The following is a 21,863-nucleotide window of genomic DNA, read 5'->3' as shown; positions in this document are numbered from 1 at the left end:
TTATTATTGATAAATAATAATGGGAAAAGAATATTATTCCAAGCACCTAAAAAGTTAAAAATGGATATAGTTGATATAGCAGGTATAGTCATGGGTAGCATTATTCTATGATATATTTGAAAATATCCTGCTCCATCTATAATAGCAGCTTCTTCCAGAGAGTTATTAATACCTTTCATAAATCCAGTTAAAACAAATATGCTGAATGGAAGTGAAAAAGCTACGTATAATAAAATGAGTGCAATTAAATTATTTTTTAGATTTAATTCTCCTATCAAATAGGCAACAGGAACTAAAATAGTGTGCATTGGTATCATCATTCCTAATAGGAAAAATATGATTAAAAATTTATTTATCTTAAAATTAAATCTAGATAAAACATATGCTGCCATTGAAGCAACTATAATTAATAATGCAACTGTTGCCACTGATATAAAAATACTATTAAAGAAATATTGACCCATATGTGCTTCTTTCCATGCTACTATATAATTATTAAACAACAGTTTTTGTGGTAGACTAAAAGGAGAATCAAATATTTCTGTATTATTTTTTAGTGAAGATACTAGAGTAAAAAACATAGGGCCGATAAAGGCAAATCCCATTAGACATAGAAAAACATACATTCCTATTTTTCCCCATGTTATTTTAAAATTTTTTATTTTTTTCATCTTATCATCTCCTTACCCATTAACCTTTTCTTTTCTATTCATTAAGTATTGACTTCCTAAAGTTAAAACTAATGCAATAATTAATATGATTACACCAATCGCACTTCCGACACCATAATTATCATACCTAAACGCTTCATAATACATTAAGGTTGTAGGAAGATTAGTAAGTCCATTTGGTCCTCCTTCTGTCATAACAAAAATCAAATCAAAAACTTTTACTGTACCAATAATATCCATTAATATACACATTGTAATAATTGGCTTAAGCATAGGAATAGTAATGGAAAAAAGTTTTCTAAAACTTTTTGCTCCGTCTATTGCAGCAGCTTCATAAACATCTTCAGGTATAGTAGTTAATCCTGCAAGAAGAATAACCATATAATAACCAATTCCTGTCCATATATTTACAAATATAATTGTATTAATGGCTGTACTGGGATTAATTAACCAATTGCTAGCTAAATTTTGAAGTCCAATAACTGTTAAAAATTTATTCATTGAGCCATTAGGCATAAAAATAAAATACCATAGTAAACCAATAGAAGTTAATGGAAATATCGTTGGAACAAAAAAGATTGTTTTAAAAAATCTGTATCCTTTTAGCTTAGTATTTATGGCTACAGCCAATAATAAAGCTATAGGGGTATGAAATAAAACACTGAAAAAGACCATTCTGGCCATATTTTTTAAAGATAAAATAAATGCTGGATTGTTAAAAGCAGATATATAATTTTTCAAACCTACAAATTCAATCGCAACACCCTTAATACCTTTCCAGTCAGTTGTAGAAAAGTAAAAAGCTCCTATCATTGGTAGAATTAAAAAGATAACGTAAATTACTAAAGCAGGTACTAAGAATAAAAATATTTTAGACTTTGCCTGTATAGTTTTTGGATTTTGCAAAATAGGTCCTCCCTTCAAACAATCATATGTTTACAAGTTATTTTAAAAAGTTCCAGAGAAGATATTTCTCCTCTAGAACTCTAAGTTTAAAATGTATAAATGATATTATTTATCAATTTCACTTTGAATTTCTTGAGCAGCCTGTTCAGGTGTATTTCCAACAAACATACCCACGATAGAATTTCTTGTTCTATCCTGCATAGAAGCAAGAGGATCATAATCAAATACGTCTACAGCCATACCTGCTGAAGTTCCACTTAATTTTAAAACATCAGTAAATAAAGTACTTACTTTACTTTCATCAATATCTATATCTTTTCGAGGAACTATAAATTGTGCTTCTTCTGCATAACGTTTAGCAGCATCTGCTGATGTAAGCATTTTTAATAGTTCAATTGTATATTCTTTTTCCTTACCTTCTAATTTTCCATTTACCATATATGGACTTACAATCTGCATATCTTGATCCTTAAATTCTGGTTTTTCATCAAAATATGGGAACTTAGCAACTTTTATATCATTAACAAACTCAGTCTCTTCTGGATTTGTTAATTTACCTATATTCCAAGGTCCTGTGATAATCATAGCTGCTTCACCTTTTAAGAATTGTGTTAATACAATATCATCAGAAATACCTGCTACTCCTTCTGGAAAAGCTTTTAAATCATATAATTCTTTAACAAAACCAAGAGTTTCTACTACATCTTCATCTGTCCATTTTAAGTTTCTAGCTCCAAGTTCTTTTGCAGCATCTGTTCCCATCCACTTGTAAAAGATTTGATCATGGAGATGTCCTGCCATATAAGTAGTCTTTGCACCTAATGCAATAGGAGTTACATTAATAGCATTTAATTTTTCTATAGCACTCTTAAGCTCACTCCATGTTTCAGGAAATTTATCAATATTTGCTTTTTTGAAAAGAGCTTCGTTGTAGAATACTCCAATTAATCCAGATTCCATTGGAATAGCATAAGTACCTTCATATCCAGGAACTTGATAATATTTAAGTGCACCTTCGGTAAATCCTTGACTCCACTCTGGATCCGCTTCAAGTGCAGAATCCATATTCATGATTAATCCGTTTTCTATATAATCTCCTAGATTTGCAACACCTTGTATTCTAAAAATATTTGGAAGTGTTCCTGATGCAATATCTGCTTTTAGCTTATTATTAAATGAAGATTCATCACCTTGTGATTCATCAACTACCACTACATCAGAATGTTTGGCTTCAAATTCTTTAATAATATCTTTAAAAATTCCAACCTGAGTACTTGTACCTGCCATTCTTGTTAAAAGTCTAATTTCAATCTTTTCATCTTTTTTAGATGTACTTTTTTGACTATCATTTGGAGTATCATTTGAATCATCCTTATTTCCTCCACATGCAGTTAAACTAAGACCCATTGTCAATACTAACAGTAACGCAATAATCTTTTTCATAGCTGTACCCCCTTGTTTTATTTTAGTTTTATAAATTATCGCAAGTGTATAATATCAAATATTACACAAACTAGCCATAGACATTTTCCATATCTTTTGTACTTTTTCTATATTTTTTTTTACTTATGGAGTTTTTTCATGTATACTTATAGTGCATTTACATAATTTAAATATATATAATAGAGTTACTTAGTCAACTTGCACAATTTTGTCTTTTAAATAAAAAGGAATCATTGCTCCTATTATATCCATATATTATATTAAAAATTACATTGAAGGCGGTAATATTTATGGCTAAATTTTCAAGAAAAGTACATACATTATCTATCAATAAAAAGATTTTTTTAAGTATTATATTAACTTCTGTAATAGTTATTTCATTAATTTTTATAATAACATCAACAATTATGGTATCTCGCCAATTTGACCTTACTACAACTGCTTCATTAAATGAGTTAAATTATATATCCAAGCAGCTAGATTTTTCTCTCATAACAGTTGAAAATTTTGGTAAAACTATAGCCGTCGATCCTATAGTACAAGCTTTAGCTATTAAATATAATAATAATGCCCATGTATTTACTTATTTAGATTCTATTGCTTTAAAAAATAGGGTTGAAACCATTATTCAATCGACTAAATTCATTCACTCTGTATCCATTTACAGCTATGACCGAACTTTACTTGCTACAACAGATACATCTACTACTTCTCCAGATATTGAAGGTATTAACATATCTAAAAGTATTTGGATTTCTAGAGAAAAAATGCAACCTTATATGGTTAATGATACAATTAATGTTCTATCCTATTTGCAAGACTTTTATAGCTATGATTTTGGAAAATTGTTAGGATATATTGAAATATCTATCCCCGAAACTTCTATTTCAGATATATACAGTTATAATTCAAAAAGAGGTTATGGTAACCAATTTATCCTTGATCAATATGGTTTAATTAAAAGTACAGATGGTTTTTATAAACTTTATCAATACTATACTAATTTTTTAGACGTTATTGATGGTAAATCTTCAGGATATACGTTTATTAACGATAATATTGTTTTCTATAAATATTTTCCCAAATTAAATTGGTATATCATGCATGAAATAAATAGGAATTTTTTCCTTAAACCATTTTATACTATTATACTAATTTCTGCACTTATTGCATTATGTTGTATAATATTAGCAACATTATTTTCACATAAAATATCAAAAAACATTACTTCACCTATTCACAAATTAATTGATCATATACAACACGTAATAGAAGGTAATTGGGAACCTATGGAAGAATTACAGGTAGGCGAAGAAATAGGGTTTCTCTATCGTGAATTTAACAAGATGCTAACAGCCCAATCAAAATTAACTAACGATTTAATCAAGGAACAAAAAATGAAACAGAAATTGTCCCTAGATTTACTACAACAGCAGATAAACCCTCATTTTTTATATAATGCTCTTGACAATGTTTGTTCTCTAGCAGAAATCGATGAAAAAGAAAAACTTACAGATATAGTAATGAGCCTTTCTCAGTTCTATAGAGAAATATTAAATAAAGGAAGTTCTTTTATAACTATAGAAAATGAGCTGTCTATAATAGAATCCTATTTGCACATTATGTTAATTAGGTATTATAATAAATTTGAATATACTATTTATTGTCCAGAATCGTTAAAAAATGAAATCTGCCTAAAACTACTACTACAACCAATTGTTGAAAATAGTATCTATCACGGAATAAAAGAAATTGAAGGTAAAGGTATTATTAATATAAGCGTTAAAGAATCAGGTAACAAGATAATATTTACCGTAACAGATAATGGTATAGGTATCACTCAAGATCGATTAGCAACTATATGGAGCGAAACTGGAAACGGTTTTGGAATTAAAAACATCGATAAACGAGTAAAATTATATTACGGTAATGATTATGGACTTAACATTACCAGCGAACCCAATAAAGGATGCACTGTTACTGTAACTATAGCAAAGCGGGATAAAAATTAATTATATATGGAGGTTTTCTAAATGTTGACTGTATTAATTGCTGATGATGAATATTTTATTAGACAAAGATTAATAAAAATTATTGACTGGGAAAGACTAGAATTAGAATTCATTGGTGAAGCAGAAAATGGAAATGAAGTTATTGAAAAAATAGATAGTAACCAAGTTGATATACTAATGCTAGATATAAAGATGCCAATAAAATCTGGAATCGAAGTAGCAGAGCATATTATGACTAATAATATAAAAACTAAAATTATTATATTAACTGGTTATAATGACTTTGATTACGCCCAAAAAGCTGTCAAATTCAAAGTAGAAGATTATCTTTTAAAACCAATTAATAAGGACACATTGAATGAAGCACTACTTTCATGTAAAAACACAATATTAAAATCTCTGGAAAAGCAGAAAAAAATATATGATTATAATAATTACCAGAAACATATATATTTATATAACACCATCTTAGACTTTAATAATATTCATAGCCTATATAAAGAATATCCTGATTTTAAAAATTATCATTCTTTACTATTTATAGGTGTTTTTTATCCTAATGACCATGATAATTATATTGCTTCATTTATTAGTTATTTGGCAAAATGCTTTAATGAGTTAAATAAAGAAACTATTTTTGCCCAATCATACAAAGAAAGTGAGTCAATTTCAATAATACAACTTATAACAAAAAGCAAAACAGCAATAAAAGTTAACTATATTAAAGAAATGGTTATTGATTATATAACGAAAGATAATTATGTCTTTATTGCTATTGGTGATTTTATATCTATTAAAGAAAATTGGACAAAAAATTATAAGCTAGTATGGAATCTCCTTTATCAAAGGTATTTTATTGATGATAATATTATATTAAGCAAAAAGTTATCATCCCCTAATAAAAATAAGTATAAAACAATAACTATAAGAAAAAATTTATTATTATGCTTAAATTCTAAGAATTACAGCGACCTAAAGAAATTAATAAATGACATCTTTATTAATATTAGAAAAAATGCTTCTAAAGATTATCTAATATTGTCCTTAACTGAAATATTTGTGACTCTTCAGATTCATTTTCCTGATCAGATTAATTCTAAGAGTATTAATAGTTTTGTCCAAGAATTAATATCAGAGAATTATTCTCTTCAATATCTACAAGATACAGTCAATACTTATAGTAACCAATGTATGGATTATGTTAATCATGAAAAACCTTCCAATACATCTTTAGTTAATAGGGTGATTAAATATATTCAAAAAAACTATACTGACCCTTTTCTATCTGTAGCTGAGATTTCAGATTTCTTTGAACTAACTCCTACTTACCTAGGAAGTATATTCAAAAAAATAGCTGGCCAGTCCATTCTACAATATATTACTGAACTTAGAATGGAACAAGCCAAAAAACTTCTTAATACTAATAAATATAATGTCACTGAGATATCACAGATGGTTGGATACTCTGATGTATTCTACTTCAGTAAAAAGTTCAAGAAGATTCACGGATGCTCCCCTAAGCATTATTCTTCTTAATATTCTACTAATTGTTCAGATACTCATTAGTACATTCAACTATATAATCAACATCTTTTTCGCTGACATCATTATTGGTTACAAAACGCATAATACCATTTTCAGGACCATTAACTTTAATATCTTTTTTATTGTAATAACTAATTATATCATCATAATCTATATCCTTAGTTATCTTGAAGAATACCATATTGATGTGAGTATCTTCTAAGAACACTTGAATATTGTCTAAGTCATTTAATTTAGCTGCCAAATTCTTAGCATTTTCATGGTCAATATGTAAACGTTTTGTCATGTCTTTCAATGCTACCAATCCAGCCGCAGCTAGTATACCGGCTTGGCGTAATCCCCCACCCATAAGTTTTCTATTCTTTCTGGCTTTGTCAATAAAAGTTTCAGTTCCTGCTACAATAGAACCAACAGGAGCACACAAACCTTTTGACAAACAGAACATTACTGAATCACAATATCTAGTAATTTCTTCTGCCTCTACGTTAAGTGCAGCTGCCGCATTAAATAACCTTGCACCATCTAGATGTATTGGTATATCATGATTTTTGGCAACTGAATATATTTCTTTTAATACTTTTATTGGTATGACTCTTCCATTGGAATGAGCGTTTTCCACACATATAAGACCTGTTTTTGGATAATGCAAGTCTTCTTCCCTTATTTTACTTCTTATCTCTTCTACATCCAATATTCCCTTGTTACTTGTAAGAGTTCTAAGTTGAACACCTGCAATTACTGATGATGCACCAACCTCATGTTGAACTATATGGCAATCATCACCTAATATTACTTCATCACCACGATTACAATGTGTAAGTAGAGCAACTTGGTTTCCAAAAGTTCCGCTTGGTACGAAAATTGCAGCCTCTTTACCAACTAGCTTTGCAGCATATTTCTCTAACTCATTTACTGTAGGGTCATCTCCATAGACATCATCTCCTACAACAGCATTATACATAGCTTCTCTCATCTTCGTTGTTGGATTAGTTACAGTATCACTTCTCAAATCAATCATACTAGTATCCTCCTTCGTAAATCTTGTTATACATTATAACATTAATTACTGATAACTAAAATTAAAAATTATAAATAATTCATATTATATATTACCAGCCCTGAATCTCTTAATAATTTTAAATTCTCTAGATATACCAAACAAAGATAAAGGCATCTAATATACTATCAGATACCTTTATCTTACTGTTCATCCTAATATTCTAATTATAAACCTCAAACTCATATATTGATGGGTCTCTGCCCCAACCACAAGAATCTGTTTTAGATGATGTAATATATAATCTTACCTTGCTGGATTCTATAGGTTCAAATATATTGATACAATAATGACCTATAGTTGAATCTTCAGTAATATCTATCCAATCATTACCATCCAGGTATTGTAACTTATAACCTGTTATCCTGTCTAAGAATTCTCTCAATACAATCTTACTAAAAGTAGTAGGCTCTCCAAAATCAATTTCCAGCCATTCACCAGGTCCAGTACCCCCTGCCGCATTCCATCTAGACATAAGATTATTATCAGTTACATTATTAGCTTTATAGAAATCGTCATTATTGTGATAACTGGAACAGCTTACATTCTTATTAGTGGCAAGATTATATCCTAGATTACTTACTGGAATTTCATCACTGTCACTATATAATTCAAATTCATATATTGATGGTTCACTTCCCCATCCATTAGAATCTGTTTTGGTCTCAGTTACATAGAGTCTTACTTTATTAGCTGTTACTGAATCAAAATCAAAAGTATGTACTGAATTATCAACATTAATTGCAGCTGTAATATTAACCCACTGGGTTCCATCCCAATATTGAAGCTCATATCCAGTCATCCTATCCAGGAATTCCTTAATTACAACTTTATTGAACGTAACTTTTTTGTCAAATTCAAGCTTCATCCATGAACCTGCTTGGTCGCTATGTGCTGCATTCCATCTTGTATTAATAGAACCATCAATAGCATACTCATCTATATTATCCCCGTTTTCGTAGCTGGAAGTACTTACATGTGCAAAAGGAGCAATGTTTTTACTAGTAGTATCCTCGTTAAATCCTGTTGCATTAACTGTTATATCAACTGGTCCATTATGATTAATTGTTATTGTATATTCTTTTAGTGCCGCATCCCAAGATACAGAATAATTATAACCATTATTACCCTCTATACTAGTTATACTTGGTTCACCATCTGTAGCACCCTTAATCTTAATGATACTCTGGCGAAGCTCATCATCTGTAGGATTAGCAATATACTGGTTACGAACATACTCTTTGATATCATTCTTGAATTCATAATTAGGATTATTCCATACATCTGTTTCAGCATCAATACGATAGTTGCTAAGATGTATATTAAGAGAATTTTCACCTTCTTCAATAATGCTGAAGGTATGAGGGTCAATCTGCCCACTAATACTTGTACAAGTATTTATTTTAAGAGGAAACTCAAAAGTTGTAGCAACATTCTCATTCTCATGAGGATTAGCAATAAACCAGTTATCATCAACATTTACAAACCACGAATCACCAGTCCCTATAGAATTATAAATCGAATTCATAAGGTTAACCTTTTCATAAACAGATGGAAAATGACCATCATATTTATTAGAATGAAGAATACTAGTAAAATGATTCATCTCATCTTCACCTGACAGAACAGGTAATATTGGTATTCCAAAATATCTTCCATTGGAAGGCATCCATTCATGTTCACTATTATCAGCACCATACAATTTCTTGAAGAATTCATCATCCTCTAATGCGCCTGGCTTCTGCTCAGTTGGATGGAATGCAACCTTGACTTTATCATATACTTCCTGTTTACTTGGAATGATAGAATCGTTAATCATTTTTCTTATAAGTGGTAAGACAACATTATTGAATGCTGGTGTCAGCTGGTCTGATTCCATAGATGTAAAACCATGATAAGGACATTCTAATGAAAAGACATTGGCACCAAATGCCATATCCTGTAACCAGTCCACTCCATATTGGGCATCTGGGAATGTAAATACTTTCTTCCATTCATCTTTTCTGAATATATCTGTCCATATAACAGATTCAGGTTCTTCATACAATCTTGAATAACCTGCTTCAGCCCATAACCAGTCTTCTGAATTGCTTCCCCAATTTCCTGCTAAGTCTGATAACCATAATCCCATTGCCGCCGCTGGTGTAACAAAACGCTTACTTTTTCCATTGTGCTTATCCATAATAATAATATGCTCACTGTTATCCTTGAACTTATTGAAAAGCTCATTATCAGCTCCTATCTTAAGAAAAACATGTGTAGTGAAGGTAGCCATATCCTGCCATATGAAATAACCACCTTTGGCTGCTACAGTATCAATGGTATCTTTCATAGATTGTATTGTGCTAGCATCTGGAGTAACTACACCTAGATTGGCAACACTAAGCTCTGCAATACATAATCCAATAAGTACAGAATACTCATCAAACAACTGTGAATAATAGGATTTTGGTATATTACTATGAGTATTGAAGGATTCATTTTGGATAATTACAGGAACACCTAATTCTTGTGCTTTATCCAACATGCTTTCAATCCAATTCCTATTGACTTCAGTATAATTGTAAGGAGATTCAGGCAAGATCATGATAGCAAAGTAATCTTTGACATCATCAGGTAATACATTCCAAAAAGCTTCAATATTATCTGGTCCCTGATCTCCATAATAGATATTATAGAAAAATAATGGGTTATCTTCCGATATAGGTCTTCTAAGAGGTGTTGACGCTTGAACATCATGATTAATATTGAACACACTAGACATAGAACTAAATAAAAAAACCGATATTATAAAAAGACTTACAATTCGTTTCATTACTCTTCCTCCATATTGTATAGTTTTAAACTGCATTGAACTTCAAGAAAACGGCTATGTAGTATTATTCTAGTAGAGAAATATTTTGTGTAAGTCAAATTAAACAGCTCATATATCATCACCTCAATTATAACTTATTTATTTCATATCTTAATTATATTGAAATAAATATGGTGGATGTATGAGCATTTTTTTACATTCCTTATCTTTTATTTACTTATAAGAGTAAAAACCATAACATATGTATTATTAGTAATAAAAAGCGTACTTCTCCATTGCATCCATTAACGCCTTAACATTTTCCAAAGGTATACCAGGATAAAGTCCATAAATCATCATGAGACCGCCTTCTTTTCTCCCTATTTTTTCTACCTCTTCTCTAATAAGTGCATCAACCTGCTTTGGAGTACCATTAGGAGTAATGAATTGTCTATCAATATCAATCTCTATACAAACTTTTCCAGCGAACTTATCAGCTATCCAATCAACACCATTTGTATTATCCTGCATATTAATAACTTCTACACCACCATCAATAAGGTCATCAATAAGATCATGCAAATCCCCATCAGAGTGCATATGGACAATAATTCCTTTATCACGAGCTGGTTTCATTAGTCTCTCATAACTTGGTTTGATATATTTCTTGAAATAATCAGGTGATATCATAGGTCCTTTCTGCATTCCCAAGTCCTCTGCATAACCCATCACATCAACACCTATTTCAAGATATTTATTAACGATATAACTGTTAAATTCTTCAATCATATCAATTAATTTTACAAGATTAGGATGATTATCAACCATATCAAAAATAAGGTTTTGATACCCTCTTATATCACATAATTGAAGAAAAGTATGTCCATGACGTAGTCCTCCAAAAACCAAGTCTCCATTTTCCTTGATTCTTCTAATATCTTCAGCTGCTTTATCCCAATCAATTTTACCGATACCCATACATTTTGTAGGGTCTGGTGCTTTATAGTTAGTAAAAGCTCCCCAATCAGCTAATGGATGCTTAGTTACAGTACCTGTAATTCCATCCATGGATGTTTCCCATAAGCAACCCCAATCATCTACAAATGGCTCATCTTTACGTGCACAATTAGCAAATACAGGTTTATAGACCCCTTCTGCTCTCTTAAAATCAGGGAACAGGAATTTATGTGTTTCCATTAATTCAAATAGTTCTTCTTGAGGATAATGCTCCCAACAAGAATCATTGATGTGAAATGTCATAGGGATATAATCAGGTCTTTCAAATCTTACTGCTTTTTGATAATTTATTTTATTAATCATAGAACTTACCTCCTGCTTTTTGATACATTATATCAAAATCATCTAGAACTTTCTTTCAAAATAGTAACGTGCTATAATATCATACAAATGGATAAAAATTATATAGGAGAGATTATTGGTGAATAAGAAAACTGGTGTTAATGAACGTTGTGTTGTGGATTTTTCAGTTATTGATAAAGAATTCTCTTTTACATTAGGAAAAGTAAACTATATAAAAGCAAGACAACCTCTCAATGCACATATTCATGAGAACAAAATAGAAATAGTTTATATTGTAAAGGGCGAACAGATATATAATGTAAAAGACAAAGATTACGTAGTTCAAAGTGGTGAATGTTTTATAGTCTATGCTGATGAGCTTCATAGTACAGGCTGTAATCCAGAAGATAAAGCCTATTTCTATTATTTCATCATAAACCTTAATAAGCATAAGAATAATTTAATTGGATACGGAGATATTGAAGGCGATAATATTGTCAACTTGGTTAATAATAATCAAGATAGAGTATTCAAAGGTTCAACCAAAATAGCTGATATATTCGATAATTTGATACAGATTCCCTTTAAAAATGTTCCATATAAAAAAACAATTATTAGAAATCTGGTTTCAGAATTACTCCTTAACGTAATAGAATGCAAAAATACTCATGATGATGATTATTATAATAATACTATGCAGAATATAACAGACTACATAGAAGAAAACATCTACAGCAACATTAGTATTTCTGAACTAGCAGAAATTTGCAGATTATCTGAAACAAGATTCAAAACTAAGTTCAAAAACCAATTTGGCATGCCTCCTCATGAATATATTCTCAGAAGAAAAATAGGCACAGCCAAGATTCTATTAAGTACAACTGATATGACAATAACTGATGTTGCATTCACCTTATCCTTTTCCTCAAGTCAATATTTTGCAACTGTTTTCAAAAGGTTCACCTGTATGAGTCCAAAAGACTATAAAAAAATATCTTCTGAAAAATAATAAATCCCCAAAATATAGAATAGGCTGTGGGATTAACCCGAAGCCTATTCGTTATTAACTATTATTTATCGTATTGTATTCCACCTACATCATATACACAGAATTCTTCTATCTTAGGTTCCGCTGTTGCCGAATCAATATATAACCTTACCTTAGTTCCTTGAACCTTATTGAAATCTATTTCCTTAGAACTTCCTATTGTTGTACCTGAGTAAACATCCATCCATGAAGAACCATTGTAATATTGTAAGCGGAATCCATTTACTGCATTACCTCTCTCGTTAATGACCGCTCTGTCAAATGACATCGATCTGCCCAAATCAACTTCTAACCATGCTCCTGAAGTCTCTCCTTCAGCTGCCCAGAAAGATTCAGTTGTTCCATCTATGGCACATGCTGGTATCGTTTGATAAGTATAACTAAAATTACCCACACTACTAAAAAGATAATCATGTTTTGATGATGCATTGACACTCTTACCTATAACTAGATTTTGATCACTGAATGTACCAAAATGTGAAATACTAGGATTAGAGTCAGCTGTATCTATATATAATCTTATCTTTTCGGTACTTACTGTTTGGAATGATTTATTTATATATGAGCCTATTGCTCCATCACTATAAATATCAATCCAGTCACTACCATTCCAATATTGGATACGATAAGATGTTATATTGCTGCCATTTTCTTTTATCTCTACCCTATTTACCTGAGTCTCATGGGACAGGTCTACCTCTATCCACTGATTATTGGCTTCATTAGCTGTCCAATAAGTCAAATCATCTCCATCAACAGCTTTATCTGATATATTAGAGCCATCATTGGACGAAGAAACAGTGTTTTTATTTAATGCAGAGTCAACTGGACCAACACTTGGCTGACCATTATCTCCATTAAGAATTATATATGGAGTATGACTCTCTGCATATATATCAACCTTACCATTTATTACTGGTACCTTCTTAATATATGACCTTCCGCTTTCTGTCAGCTCATATAAGTGAACAAATGAGTAATTATTCCAACTAGCTGGCAATGTCCATTCACATGATTTTGCCCCATCATAGAAGATGAATATTTTTTCTGTACCATCTGGTGAAGGAATGAACCTGTCGTAACCATCAGCTATAACAACATCGCCATGTGTAAGACTATACTTATTATCTCCCTTATCCCATCTTGAAACTACATTATCAGTAAAAGTTAATTTATATTCACTATTATTATCCGTCCAGCTTAATGCATTATAGTTTCTCATATATGCTGCTGGTAATGCATAGATATATGTATCGTGGACTATACTATCTTTTATAGTAATATTCATATTTCCCCATCTCTCGTTGGATGATAGCACACCCCAAGTCTCTTTGTATCCTGCACCTGGATAATGATTGGAGTCTTCATAATACTTAGCATATATTGTTTGTCCCTCATTAATGAAATTATCTACTTTTGAATCTCCCCATCTACTCTTGAATACAAATATACCGTTCCTACGATGTAATGGCTGGTAGTATTCTGTAGCCATATAGACTCCTCTTTGTCTAAAACCGTCTGCCTGCATCTTCATTGCAAATCTTTCTTCTGCATCATAATAGCCATCATAAGGACTATTTTTCACAAGCATGACATCTTGATATATCACCAATGGCTCCCAATAGTTGTCTAGAAATTGATTCCTTCTAGTATCCATAGTACCTTTTTTATAGTCTTTGAAATGTGAAATGGCATAAGCTGTTGGTAATGCACCATACTGCCATGACTTTATTCTATTACCGAATTTATTTTTAGCTAGAATATCATCATCATAAGCTGGTGAATCTTCATACATATCATCTGCATTTACATGGAAAGATAGTTCACCATTGTACTCTTTGATTTTTGAATAATATTCTACTGCTGTATCCTTACCGCCTAATCCTGGATTGAATACTTGATTCCAATCAGGATAATCATCATCATGTCCATGTCCATTCCATCCAACATATGCTAATACATGATTAGAACCTTCTGTTTGGTGATAGATTTGTTTCATAAAAGCTAGGGCTTGTGGATAAATGGTTTTTATCTGGGAAGCTCCTCCTAATGAACCGTTTTCATCCTGAAATGCACCATGAACCTGATGCCAATTACCTCCATTCTGGAAAAAGTTCTTTAATTCCACTGGCAATTGAGGCAACTGTTCACGTACCCATATAGCTCCATCTTCCCAATTCACATAGGAACTATTATTGGTGTCACCACCAATATAGGTTTTACTCTCGAACATTAGATCTGGTTTAATGCCTTTAACCCTATAATGATACTGATTATCATAGATAGCCAAACATCTTTTACCATCTGCTCCAGTTTTCCCAGCAAAGACAAAAGGATAATCATAAACATTGTTATAAACAGCTCCAACAGCATTATCATTCCATATTATTGGCCAATCAGTATATTCATAGGTACCTTGAAATCCTGATACACTGTTTGCAATATCTCTTATGGTATGTCCATTACTTTCTAAAAAAGTATATATACAATAAGCTCCAGATTGTTCTTCCACAGTCCTCATAATAGCTGTTGTAATTCTAATTGTCTCTACATTAGGTTCTCCATTACCACTTATATCTGTAATTCTTCTAACTAGTGCATTCTCTTCTAGGATAAAAGTGTAATGTATAGACACATCAAATCCCGGTATGTATACATCATAATCCGCAGAATCCCCATTAGTTTGAAATGACGTCACTTTAACATCATATGAAGTCCCATTAATTTTAATCTGAGGATGCTCTTGAGCATCTGCACCATAAAGCATTGATTGTGCATTATTGATTCTGTATTCTAGGGGTTGTGGAAAAAACTTATCTAGTTTAACAGTAATCATACCATTGGTGATATCAGTTGTAGCCATAGTATCATTAGTCTGTAGAATATCATCAAATAAATTATCTGTTTCCGACCAGCCCATGAATCCAATCTTACCACTGACAGCTGGCTGACTATTATTTAACTGACCTTCGTAGACTACTTTATCATTACATGTCACCTTAATATATTTGTCTATATATATTACCCTCACTGTATACCACTGATAAGGTGTCAATTCATCTCTTTGGACATATATATCATTAGAAGCAACACCATCTATGGTCTCTCTAATCCTCCAATGACCATCTTTTTCATACCCCACCCAAGTATAAGTATCATTGGAGGCATATCTAAATAGACCTCCACATCTGGCTTCACTTGATGGTCTCATTCGAAATTGGTAGAGTCCATTCTTTATATCCATTGAATCATTATCTACAACGAATGCATCTCCACTAGTTCCTAGAAGTCGTACAATCCCATCATGACCATATATATTAGCTGTTTGATTATTGACTACAGCAAGATTATCTATAGTGTTATCATTAAAATCATCAGTATACATAGTATTTGTTGATGCAAAAGTATCAGTATCAGACACTTCATTACTTGCATAAACTCCCTTAGATATGTTTAGATTAATTCTTAACATCATGCAAAATACTAATACTGTTACAAGCATCTTCTTTTTGTTTTTATATATAATACTATCTTTCATATACCTTCTCCTCCAAAATATATAGTTTTACCTACTAAAATAGATATAATATCTATAGTTTAATTATCACTGTATACTTTCATCTTATAATTATACTTTTTAGGTACTCTTATATCTTCTTCCCTCACATCAGGATTTTTTAATTTGTATATTTCTTCCCATAATTCTGTGATGGTTATTTCTCCTTCACGGATATCAACCACATCCAATCCTCCTTCTTCATTCATCATCCTGTCAGCTTTATCAACATTACCTGTATTAACGTAGGCAAATGCTAGATACATCTTTATTCGATTGTTGTTTTGTATTTCTTCCCCCAATATATGGTAAGTCTTAATTATGAGTTCATAGAATTCATTATTCAATAGAAGTTTCATACAGCTTTCGCATAATGAATAATCATCTGTGCCTAAATCTATAGCTTTTAAAGCATATTTCACTGCTTTATCAATATCATTGATTTCATTATATAGATATGCTGTTCCATGATAAGACCATTTATTTACTTCTAGAAACAAAGATTCCTTGAAACAATTCAAAGCTTCTTCAAGCCTGTTAGTATACTTGTACATAACCCCTAATTGGTACCATACATACCAGTTATCTTTTCCTTCTCCCTTAGAAGATTTCTCTAGTATGTCTATCCATTCATCACCGACTACAAAACTAGATGGTGCTATATTAGAATCCTTGTGAGTAAAAGTGTTCATTTCCAGAATATCCAGCCAGTCTTTTACATCATCACTTACTGGAAATTCAAGATGTTCACTTATTGAAATTTCTCCTAGTCTTTCTCTTAGCCTATTTTCAAGAGCACCATAACCACTGGCAGTCCTAACAAGATTGAACTTTTTCTTTCCTACAGATTCTTTTGTATCAGCAACCATTGTGTCCAGGTCATATTTCTTCCAGATATTCTCTACTTGAGCATCCACGGTTCTTACTGCATTATCATACTCGTTGAATATGCTACTTTGCTCAACATCTACACTTGTATAACATTCTATCCATTCCCAAACAGTGTTAGGTGGCATTGGAATACATTCATATTGAGTTTTGGCTACACCAGCTTGAATTTCAATATATTTTCCTGCATTTTTAGTCAATACATCCTGCCAATTATCAGAACCTTCTATATGTCCCCATGAGAACAGTTTTCTTCCTTGGAGTCGGTTGGATGATAGCTGTAAAAGACCGTAACCATCATTATTAACATTAGCAATATATTTCTTAGCATCTGATGGAATATCAAAGAAATAATCTACTGATGATATGGTATTTTCATAAAATGTAATATCATATCCGGCTTCATTATCAACAGGTACTTGAACTTTTCTTATACCTCCACTTGCAGAATTCTTATAAGCTTCTGTTGCATGAACAACAAGTCGTCCGTGTTCATATTCTGGAACAGCTATATTAGACCACCAATACATAGGTATCATTTCAGAATTTCTATTATCAATACGCATTCTACAGAATAAAATGTTAGAATCTTCTTCTAGCCAAAAATCCATTTGATAAGTTACTTTACGTATCCTTTCAAATTCATAGAATCTAAGTATAGGCGTGCCATCTTCTCTAGTAGTTTCGGCTGCATATAACTTATCGCAGGTAAAAGGTGAATGTCCAATCACACCTAAGTTCCATTCAACTCCTCCACTGAACCATGCATTTCTGAGGGCTAGATTTCTAGGTTGTATTACATCATTTGTATATAATAGATTCTTTCCTTTCTTCTTATCTATTAATTCCCATAACCTACCGCCATACTCTGTCAAAAATGTTGCCTTCAAGTAATCATTTTCTAAAACTGCTACTGCTACCTCTCTGTTTTTCAGATCAGTAGTATACTGATTCTGCTCTTTATATGGAAAACAGCCTACGATTTTACCATATCCTATATGTAGTCCTTCATCTTCTGATAAGAAATTTTGTTGTTTATCTTTGTTTTGAACATTAATCATTTCACAAATTGATGGTACTGATGATTCTTCTATTTTTTCTTCACATTCATAATAATTATTAGTAAATATAAGTGATGGTTTCATTTTAATTCCTCATTTCAATTATCAATTTAATTTATTGTTTTGCAACAGATTCTTTTTGTAGTTATAGATTATTTAGCTGTTATAGTACATTCTTCATGAGCCCTTAAGTCAACTATAAAATTCATGCCTACTTTACAATTTACTTTCTCAATATTATCTTTCCTCTTGATAATAATTAATTCTGAATCGAACTTATTTTGTACAGTGTATTCACCTTGTTTATGAGCTTTTAGATGAATATATTCCAATCTATCATCTTTAATTGATGAAGAAATTAAAATTCCTTTCATTCCCCTGAAATCCTTGAAACTAGTACCATTCTTCTTCCATTCATAAGGTATAGCAGGAAATACCCTTATTACTCTATCGAATGTCTGCAACAACATTTCTTGGATAGAATCAGTAGCACACATATTGCTTTCCAATGTGAATGGTCTATAGTGCCAATTAGTTAATCCTCTGCTTTTGTAATCTCCATTTAGATGGAAACCATTCTTGGAGCAAAGATTTTCCCAAAAAAGCTGTAATTGAAAGGCTGCTCCTTCTCCATTTCCCTTTCTTGAGTAAAATTTTGACATCCATGTAAATGAAAAACCTACCCAAAGACCTTTACCTAATTTTTCTAAGTCCTCTATGGTACTGTCAATTATTTCTTTATCTCTTCCACCTAGATTATAATTCAACAAATCTAATGGATATATTGCCATTGCATGACTATGATGTCTATGACTTTCGTTCAATGATTCGTCTGGTGACAGCATAAGAACATTATTATCATTAACAGCCAGCTCAGGCAATAATTCTAATTTTTCTTTCCATATAGATTTTTCCTCATATCCTAGAACCTCTGCCATAGTACACAAAGTTGAAAATAGATATCTGAGTAATGATAAATCATAATTACTGTTAGGTGTCAACCATGCCTCTATTTCATCATCATGAATTTCTGGTGAACTAGATAATGGAAGATATAATTTCCCATCCTTACCTGGTTTCAGCCATCTTAACATGCATCTTGCTGTTTCTCTTAAGTAAGGATATGCCTTGTTTTCTAAGAACTCATCATCACCAGTATACTCCCAATGCCTTTGAAAGAATTGACATAACCATATCTGATTAGTCAAATTCAGGCTGTACATAGGCCATCCTCCAAGTGGTTTACCATCTATAGTCATTACAGCTGGCAAACATAATCCATCAGCATCAAAGAATTCCTTTGCAAATTCTTGTCCCTCAGGTACAAGATCCCATAAGAAATCCAAAAAGCTTTCACCTTCTTCTATATGATTGGCTTTCAAGTAATGAAGATAGCTTAATTGAGTGTTCAAATCATTATGATAATCACCTTTCCAAGGAGGCAGTTCACCATTATCAGCAGTCCATACTCCTTGTAATGGCATAGGTGGAGCATTTTTTCTTGAACATGCTCCAAAAAGGTAGTTAGTCAGGTACCACATTTTCTCCAATTCTTTATCATATAGCGTAATTGAGCTTTTCTCCCAGAATTTCTTCCACCAGTTTATATGATCTATCAGCATAGTATTAAAACCAGATTCTAGTGCTTCACGTATATTATTTTTATGGTCTTCAAGCCAATCTTGACCATCTATGCTTGAACCGATACTGTAAACAATATATAAATTATCTCCAATGACCTTTTGACCTAATATTATCCCGTAATCAAGCTCTTCTGCTGTTTTTTGTACAAACCATCTTAGATTATCTTCCTCATGAAACTCTTTTTTTGGATATACTAGATATCTTATTGATTTATGTAACTCATCTTCATTCTTATATCCATGATCGTCTAGTTTATCTGATTTTACTCCAAATCTTGGAGCTACAATCTTTAATTCTTTTACCATCTCATAATTAGATATTGTCATTAAACCTATCTTTTTAGCAGCATGTATGAAACTTTTTATAGTAGAGGTCTCTCCCTCTTTTACTATACAGATGTCAGCAACAGCATTTTCAATATTTAATTGGCTTCTTATGTTATTTGCCTTCCCATAATCCAGTATTAATTTACCTGCTGGAATTTTTGTTGGAGTTGGTTTATTGTAGCAGTTATCAAATAAATCTCTGATTCCTTGCTGGTCCCTGTTTTCTACTAATTCTATTAGTTTCTTATAATTGAAATCATCTCTTAGAGTCTCACTGGCTGGACGTTTATCCCATAGATCTCCTCTATCCAGACTGAAGTTCAATGGAGAACCATCTCCCCAAATCAAACAACCTGTTAATCCATTACCTAAGGGAATTCCTTCATCCCAATTCAATATAGGCTCATCAAAGCTAAGATTACAATATGACTTAGGTGCTTTATATTCTCTTTTATAATCCATAATTTTATTCTCCTCATATATCAGCTAGGTATAGTGCTACTTATAAATTACCAATCTTATACTGGTCATTATCAAAATCAACTTCCACAAAAGTTCCATCAGAAAATACTGTCTTTTGTTTATTGCATGTTTCATCCAAGAATTCATGACTTACCATTTCACACATAGCTACTTTATCAGACAGCTGGCATACAATCTTATTCCTATCAATTTCTTCTTTGTCAGCCTCTATACTAAGATAACCTACTCCACCATTTAATAATGCATATAAGAATCCATCTTGAGGTACAGGTATACCCCAACCTCCTTTTGAAAGGGTCCACGGAATTATAATACATTCATGATAAACCAAGTTCAGCAAAGGTACTGGTATACCTCTTGATTTACCTGTATCTATATTGGGATATAAGGCATGGGGAGCATGGTGAACAAGATTCATATGTGGTATTGCCCAATCACAACATTCTTCTGAACTTGTTAATATTCCCTTTGAACTAACATAGTTGAAGCATTCTATTCTTTTATTCATACATTCTTTTCTCGACATCCTATGTTCTTCATGAAAACATTCGTCTAATTCTATTACACTGAAAACATCCAAATAGCTACCTCTCAACTCAATCCCATTATCTTCTAACATCTCAAAATTTCTTCTTACATAGTACGGAGCAAAAGCAGCACAAAGATATGCTTGTTTTCCACCTTCCCATGTAGCTTCCATCTCAACATCACCTATTTCATCTACAATAGCTTGATTAATGTCAAAGGTATCTGCATCTAGATAATAATCTCGATATTGGTCATGTGTGGCAAAGATATAATCTAAATCTTTACAGGTATCTGATAATTTTTTCATTCCCTTATAGCCGCCAGCTTTTTCACAGGGAGGTAATACATCTGGGTGCTGGTTGTCATATCCCATTTTACCCCATCCATCTAGATGAACATATGCCTTATCTATACCCATGTCTTTTAGTTTCTTGAGTTGATCAATCCTACTGTTAAATGTTGTCAGCTGTTCATTTTTATCAGGATTATCTTTATCATAAAAAATGCTGTCAGGAACTACATGCTTATAAATATTGGTATGTATTATAGGACTACCTATTAATTTCTTAACATTAGGAACTCTAATGTTAAGAAATTAATAG

At 31.7% G+C, this 21,863-nt stretch carries 13 protein-coding genes; 3 read left to right on the top strand and 10 right to left on the bottom strand.

The window, feature by feature from the left end; genetic code table 11:
• From AACQ14_RS19900 to AACQ14_RS19890, 3 genes are all read right to left on the bottom strand, one after another.
• A partial coding sequence (locus tag AACQ14_RS19900) for a carbohydrate ABC transporter permease (RefSeq protein WP_339365342.1) occupies positions 1 to 671 on the bottom strand: 671 nt, incomplete at its 3' end.
• A gap of 12 nt (positions 672 to 683) precedes the next feature.
• On the bottom strand, positions 684 to 1,577 hold the full coding sequence (locus AACQ14_RS19895; RefSeq protein ID WP_339365341.1) for a carbohydrate ABC transporter permease: 894 nt from the start codon (positions 1,575 to 1,577) through the stop codon (positions 684 to 686).
• Between the two features lie 105 nt (positions 1,578 to 1,682).
• Positions 1,683 to 3,020: an ABC transporter substrate-binding protein gene (locus AACQ14_RS19890; protein ID WP_339365340.1), complete on the bottom strand. Its 1,338-nt coding sequence runs from the start codon at positions 3,018 to 3,020 to the stop codon at positions 1,683 to 1,685.
• Positions 3,021 to 3,310: 290 nt separating this feature from the next.
• Between AACQ14_RS19890 and AACQ14_RS19885 the strand changes: the two genes are divergently transcribed.
• Positions 3,311 to 5,032, top strand: a complete 1,722-nt coding sequence (locus tag AACQ14_RS19885) for a sensor histidine kinase (protein ID WP_339365339.1) — start codon at positions 3,311 to 3,313, stop codon at positions 5,030 to 5,032.
• Positions 5,033 to 5,053: 21 nt separating this feature from the next.
• The gene (locus AACQ14_RS19880) at positions 5,054 to 6,568 is read left to right on the top strand and encodes a response regulator transcription factor (RefSeq protein WP_339365338.1); all 1,515 of its coding nucleotides are present in this window, start codon (positions 5,054 to 5,056) and stop codon (positions 6,566 to 6,568) included.
• A 7-nt stretch (positions 6,569 to 6,575) separates the two neighbouring features.
• Here AACQ14_RS19880 and ltaE read toward each other — a convergent pair whose 3' ends face one another.
• The 3 genes from ltaE to AACQ14_RS19865 form a co-directional block, all read right to left on the bottom strand.
• Positions 6,576 to 7,595: a low-specificity L-threonine aldolase gene (ltaE, locus tag AACQ14_RS19875; RefSeq protein ID WP_339365337.1), complete on the bottom strand. Its 1,020-nt coding sequence runs from the start codon at positions 7,593 to 7,595 to the stop codon at positions 6,576 to 6,578.
• 202 nt (positions 7,596 to 7,797) lie between these two features.
• Positions 7,798 to 10,449 carry a glycosyl hydrolase family 98 C-terminal domain-containing protein gene (locus tag AACQ14_RS19870; protein WP_339365336.1) on the bottom strand — a complete coding sequence of 884 codons (2,652 nt, stop codon included), beginning with the start codon at positions 10,447 to 10,449 and terminating at the stop codon, positions 7,798 to 7,800.
• Between the two features lie 249 nt (positions 10,450 to 10,698).
• The gene (locus AACQ14_RS19865; protein WP_339365335.1) at positions 10,699 to 11,748 is read right to left on the bottom strand and encodes a uroporphyrinogen decarboxylase family protein; all 1,050 of its coding nucleotides are present in this window, start codon (positions 11,746 to 11,748) and stop codon (positions 10,699 to 10,701) included.
• Positions 11,749 to 11,866: 118 nt separating this feature from the next.
• Here AACQ14_RS19865 and AACQ14_RS19860 point away from each other — a divergent pair, with 118 nt between their 5' ends.
• Entirely contained in the window at positions 11,867 to 12,736 is an 870-nt protein-coding gene (locus AACQ14_RS19860; protein WP_339365334.1) for an AraC family transcriptional regulator, read from the top strand.
• A gap of 61 nt (positions 12,737 to 12,797) precedes the next feature.
• On the opposite strand, the gene AACQ14_RS19855 is transcribed toward AACQ14_RS19860, so the two are convergent.
• The 4 genes from AACQ14_RS19855 to AACQ14_RS19840 form a co-directional block, all read right to left on the bottom strand.
• Positions 12,798 to 16,313: a galactose-binding domain-containing protein gene (locus tag AACQ14_RS19855; RefSeq protein WP_339365333.1), complete on the bottom strand. Its 3,516-nt coding sequence runs from the start codon at positions 16,311 to 16,313 to the stop codon at positions 12,798 to 12,800.
• 59 nt (positions 16,314 to 16,372) lie between these two features.
• Positions 16,373 to 18,364 carry a DUF5107 domain-containing protein gene (locus tag AACQ14_RS19850; protein ID WP_339365332.1) on the bottom strand — a complete coding sequence of 664 codons (1,992 nt, stop codon included), beginning with the start codon at positions 18,362 to 18,364 and terminating at the stop codon, positions 16,373 to 16,375.
• 68 nt (positions 18,365 to 18,432) lie between these two features.
• Entirely contained in the window at positions 18,433 to 20,712 is a 2,280-nt protein-coding gene (locus AACQ14_RS19845; RefSeq protein WP_339365331.1) for a glycosyl hydrolase family 95 catalytic domain-containing protein, read from the bottom strand.
• A 40-nt stretch (positions 20,713 to 20,752) separates the two neighbouring features.
• Positions 20,753 to 21,766, bottom strand: coding sequence for a DUF5696 domain-containing protein (locus AACQ14_RS19840; RefSeq protein WP_339365343.1), 1,014 nt, complete (start codon positions 21,764 to 21,766; stop codon positions 20,753 to 20,755).
• Positions 21,767 to 21,863: the final 97 nt, after the last annotated feature.

The sequence above is a fragment of the Vallitalea maricola genome, assembly GCF_036985595.1.
In the GTDB taxonomy this organism is placed as follows: Bacteria; Bacillota; Clostridia; order Lachnospirales; family Vallitaleaceae; genus Vallitalea; species Vallitalea maricola.
The sequence above is the reverse complement of the archived record's forward strand: the minus strand, read 5'-3'. Positions and strand labels throughout refer to the sequence as shown.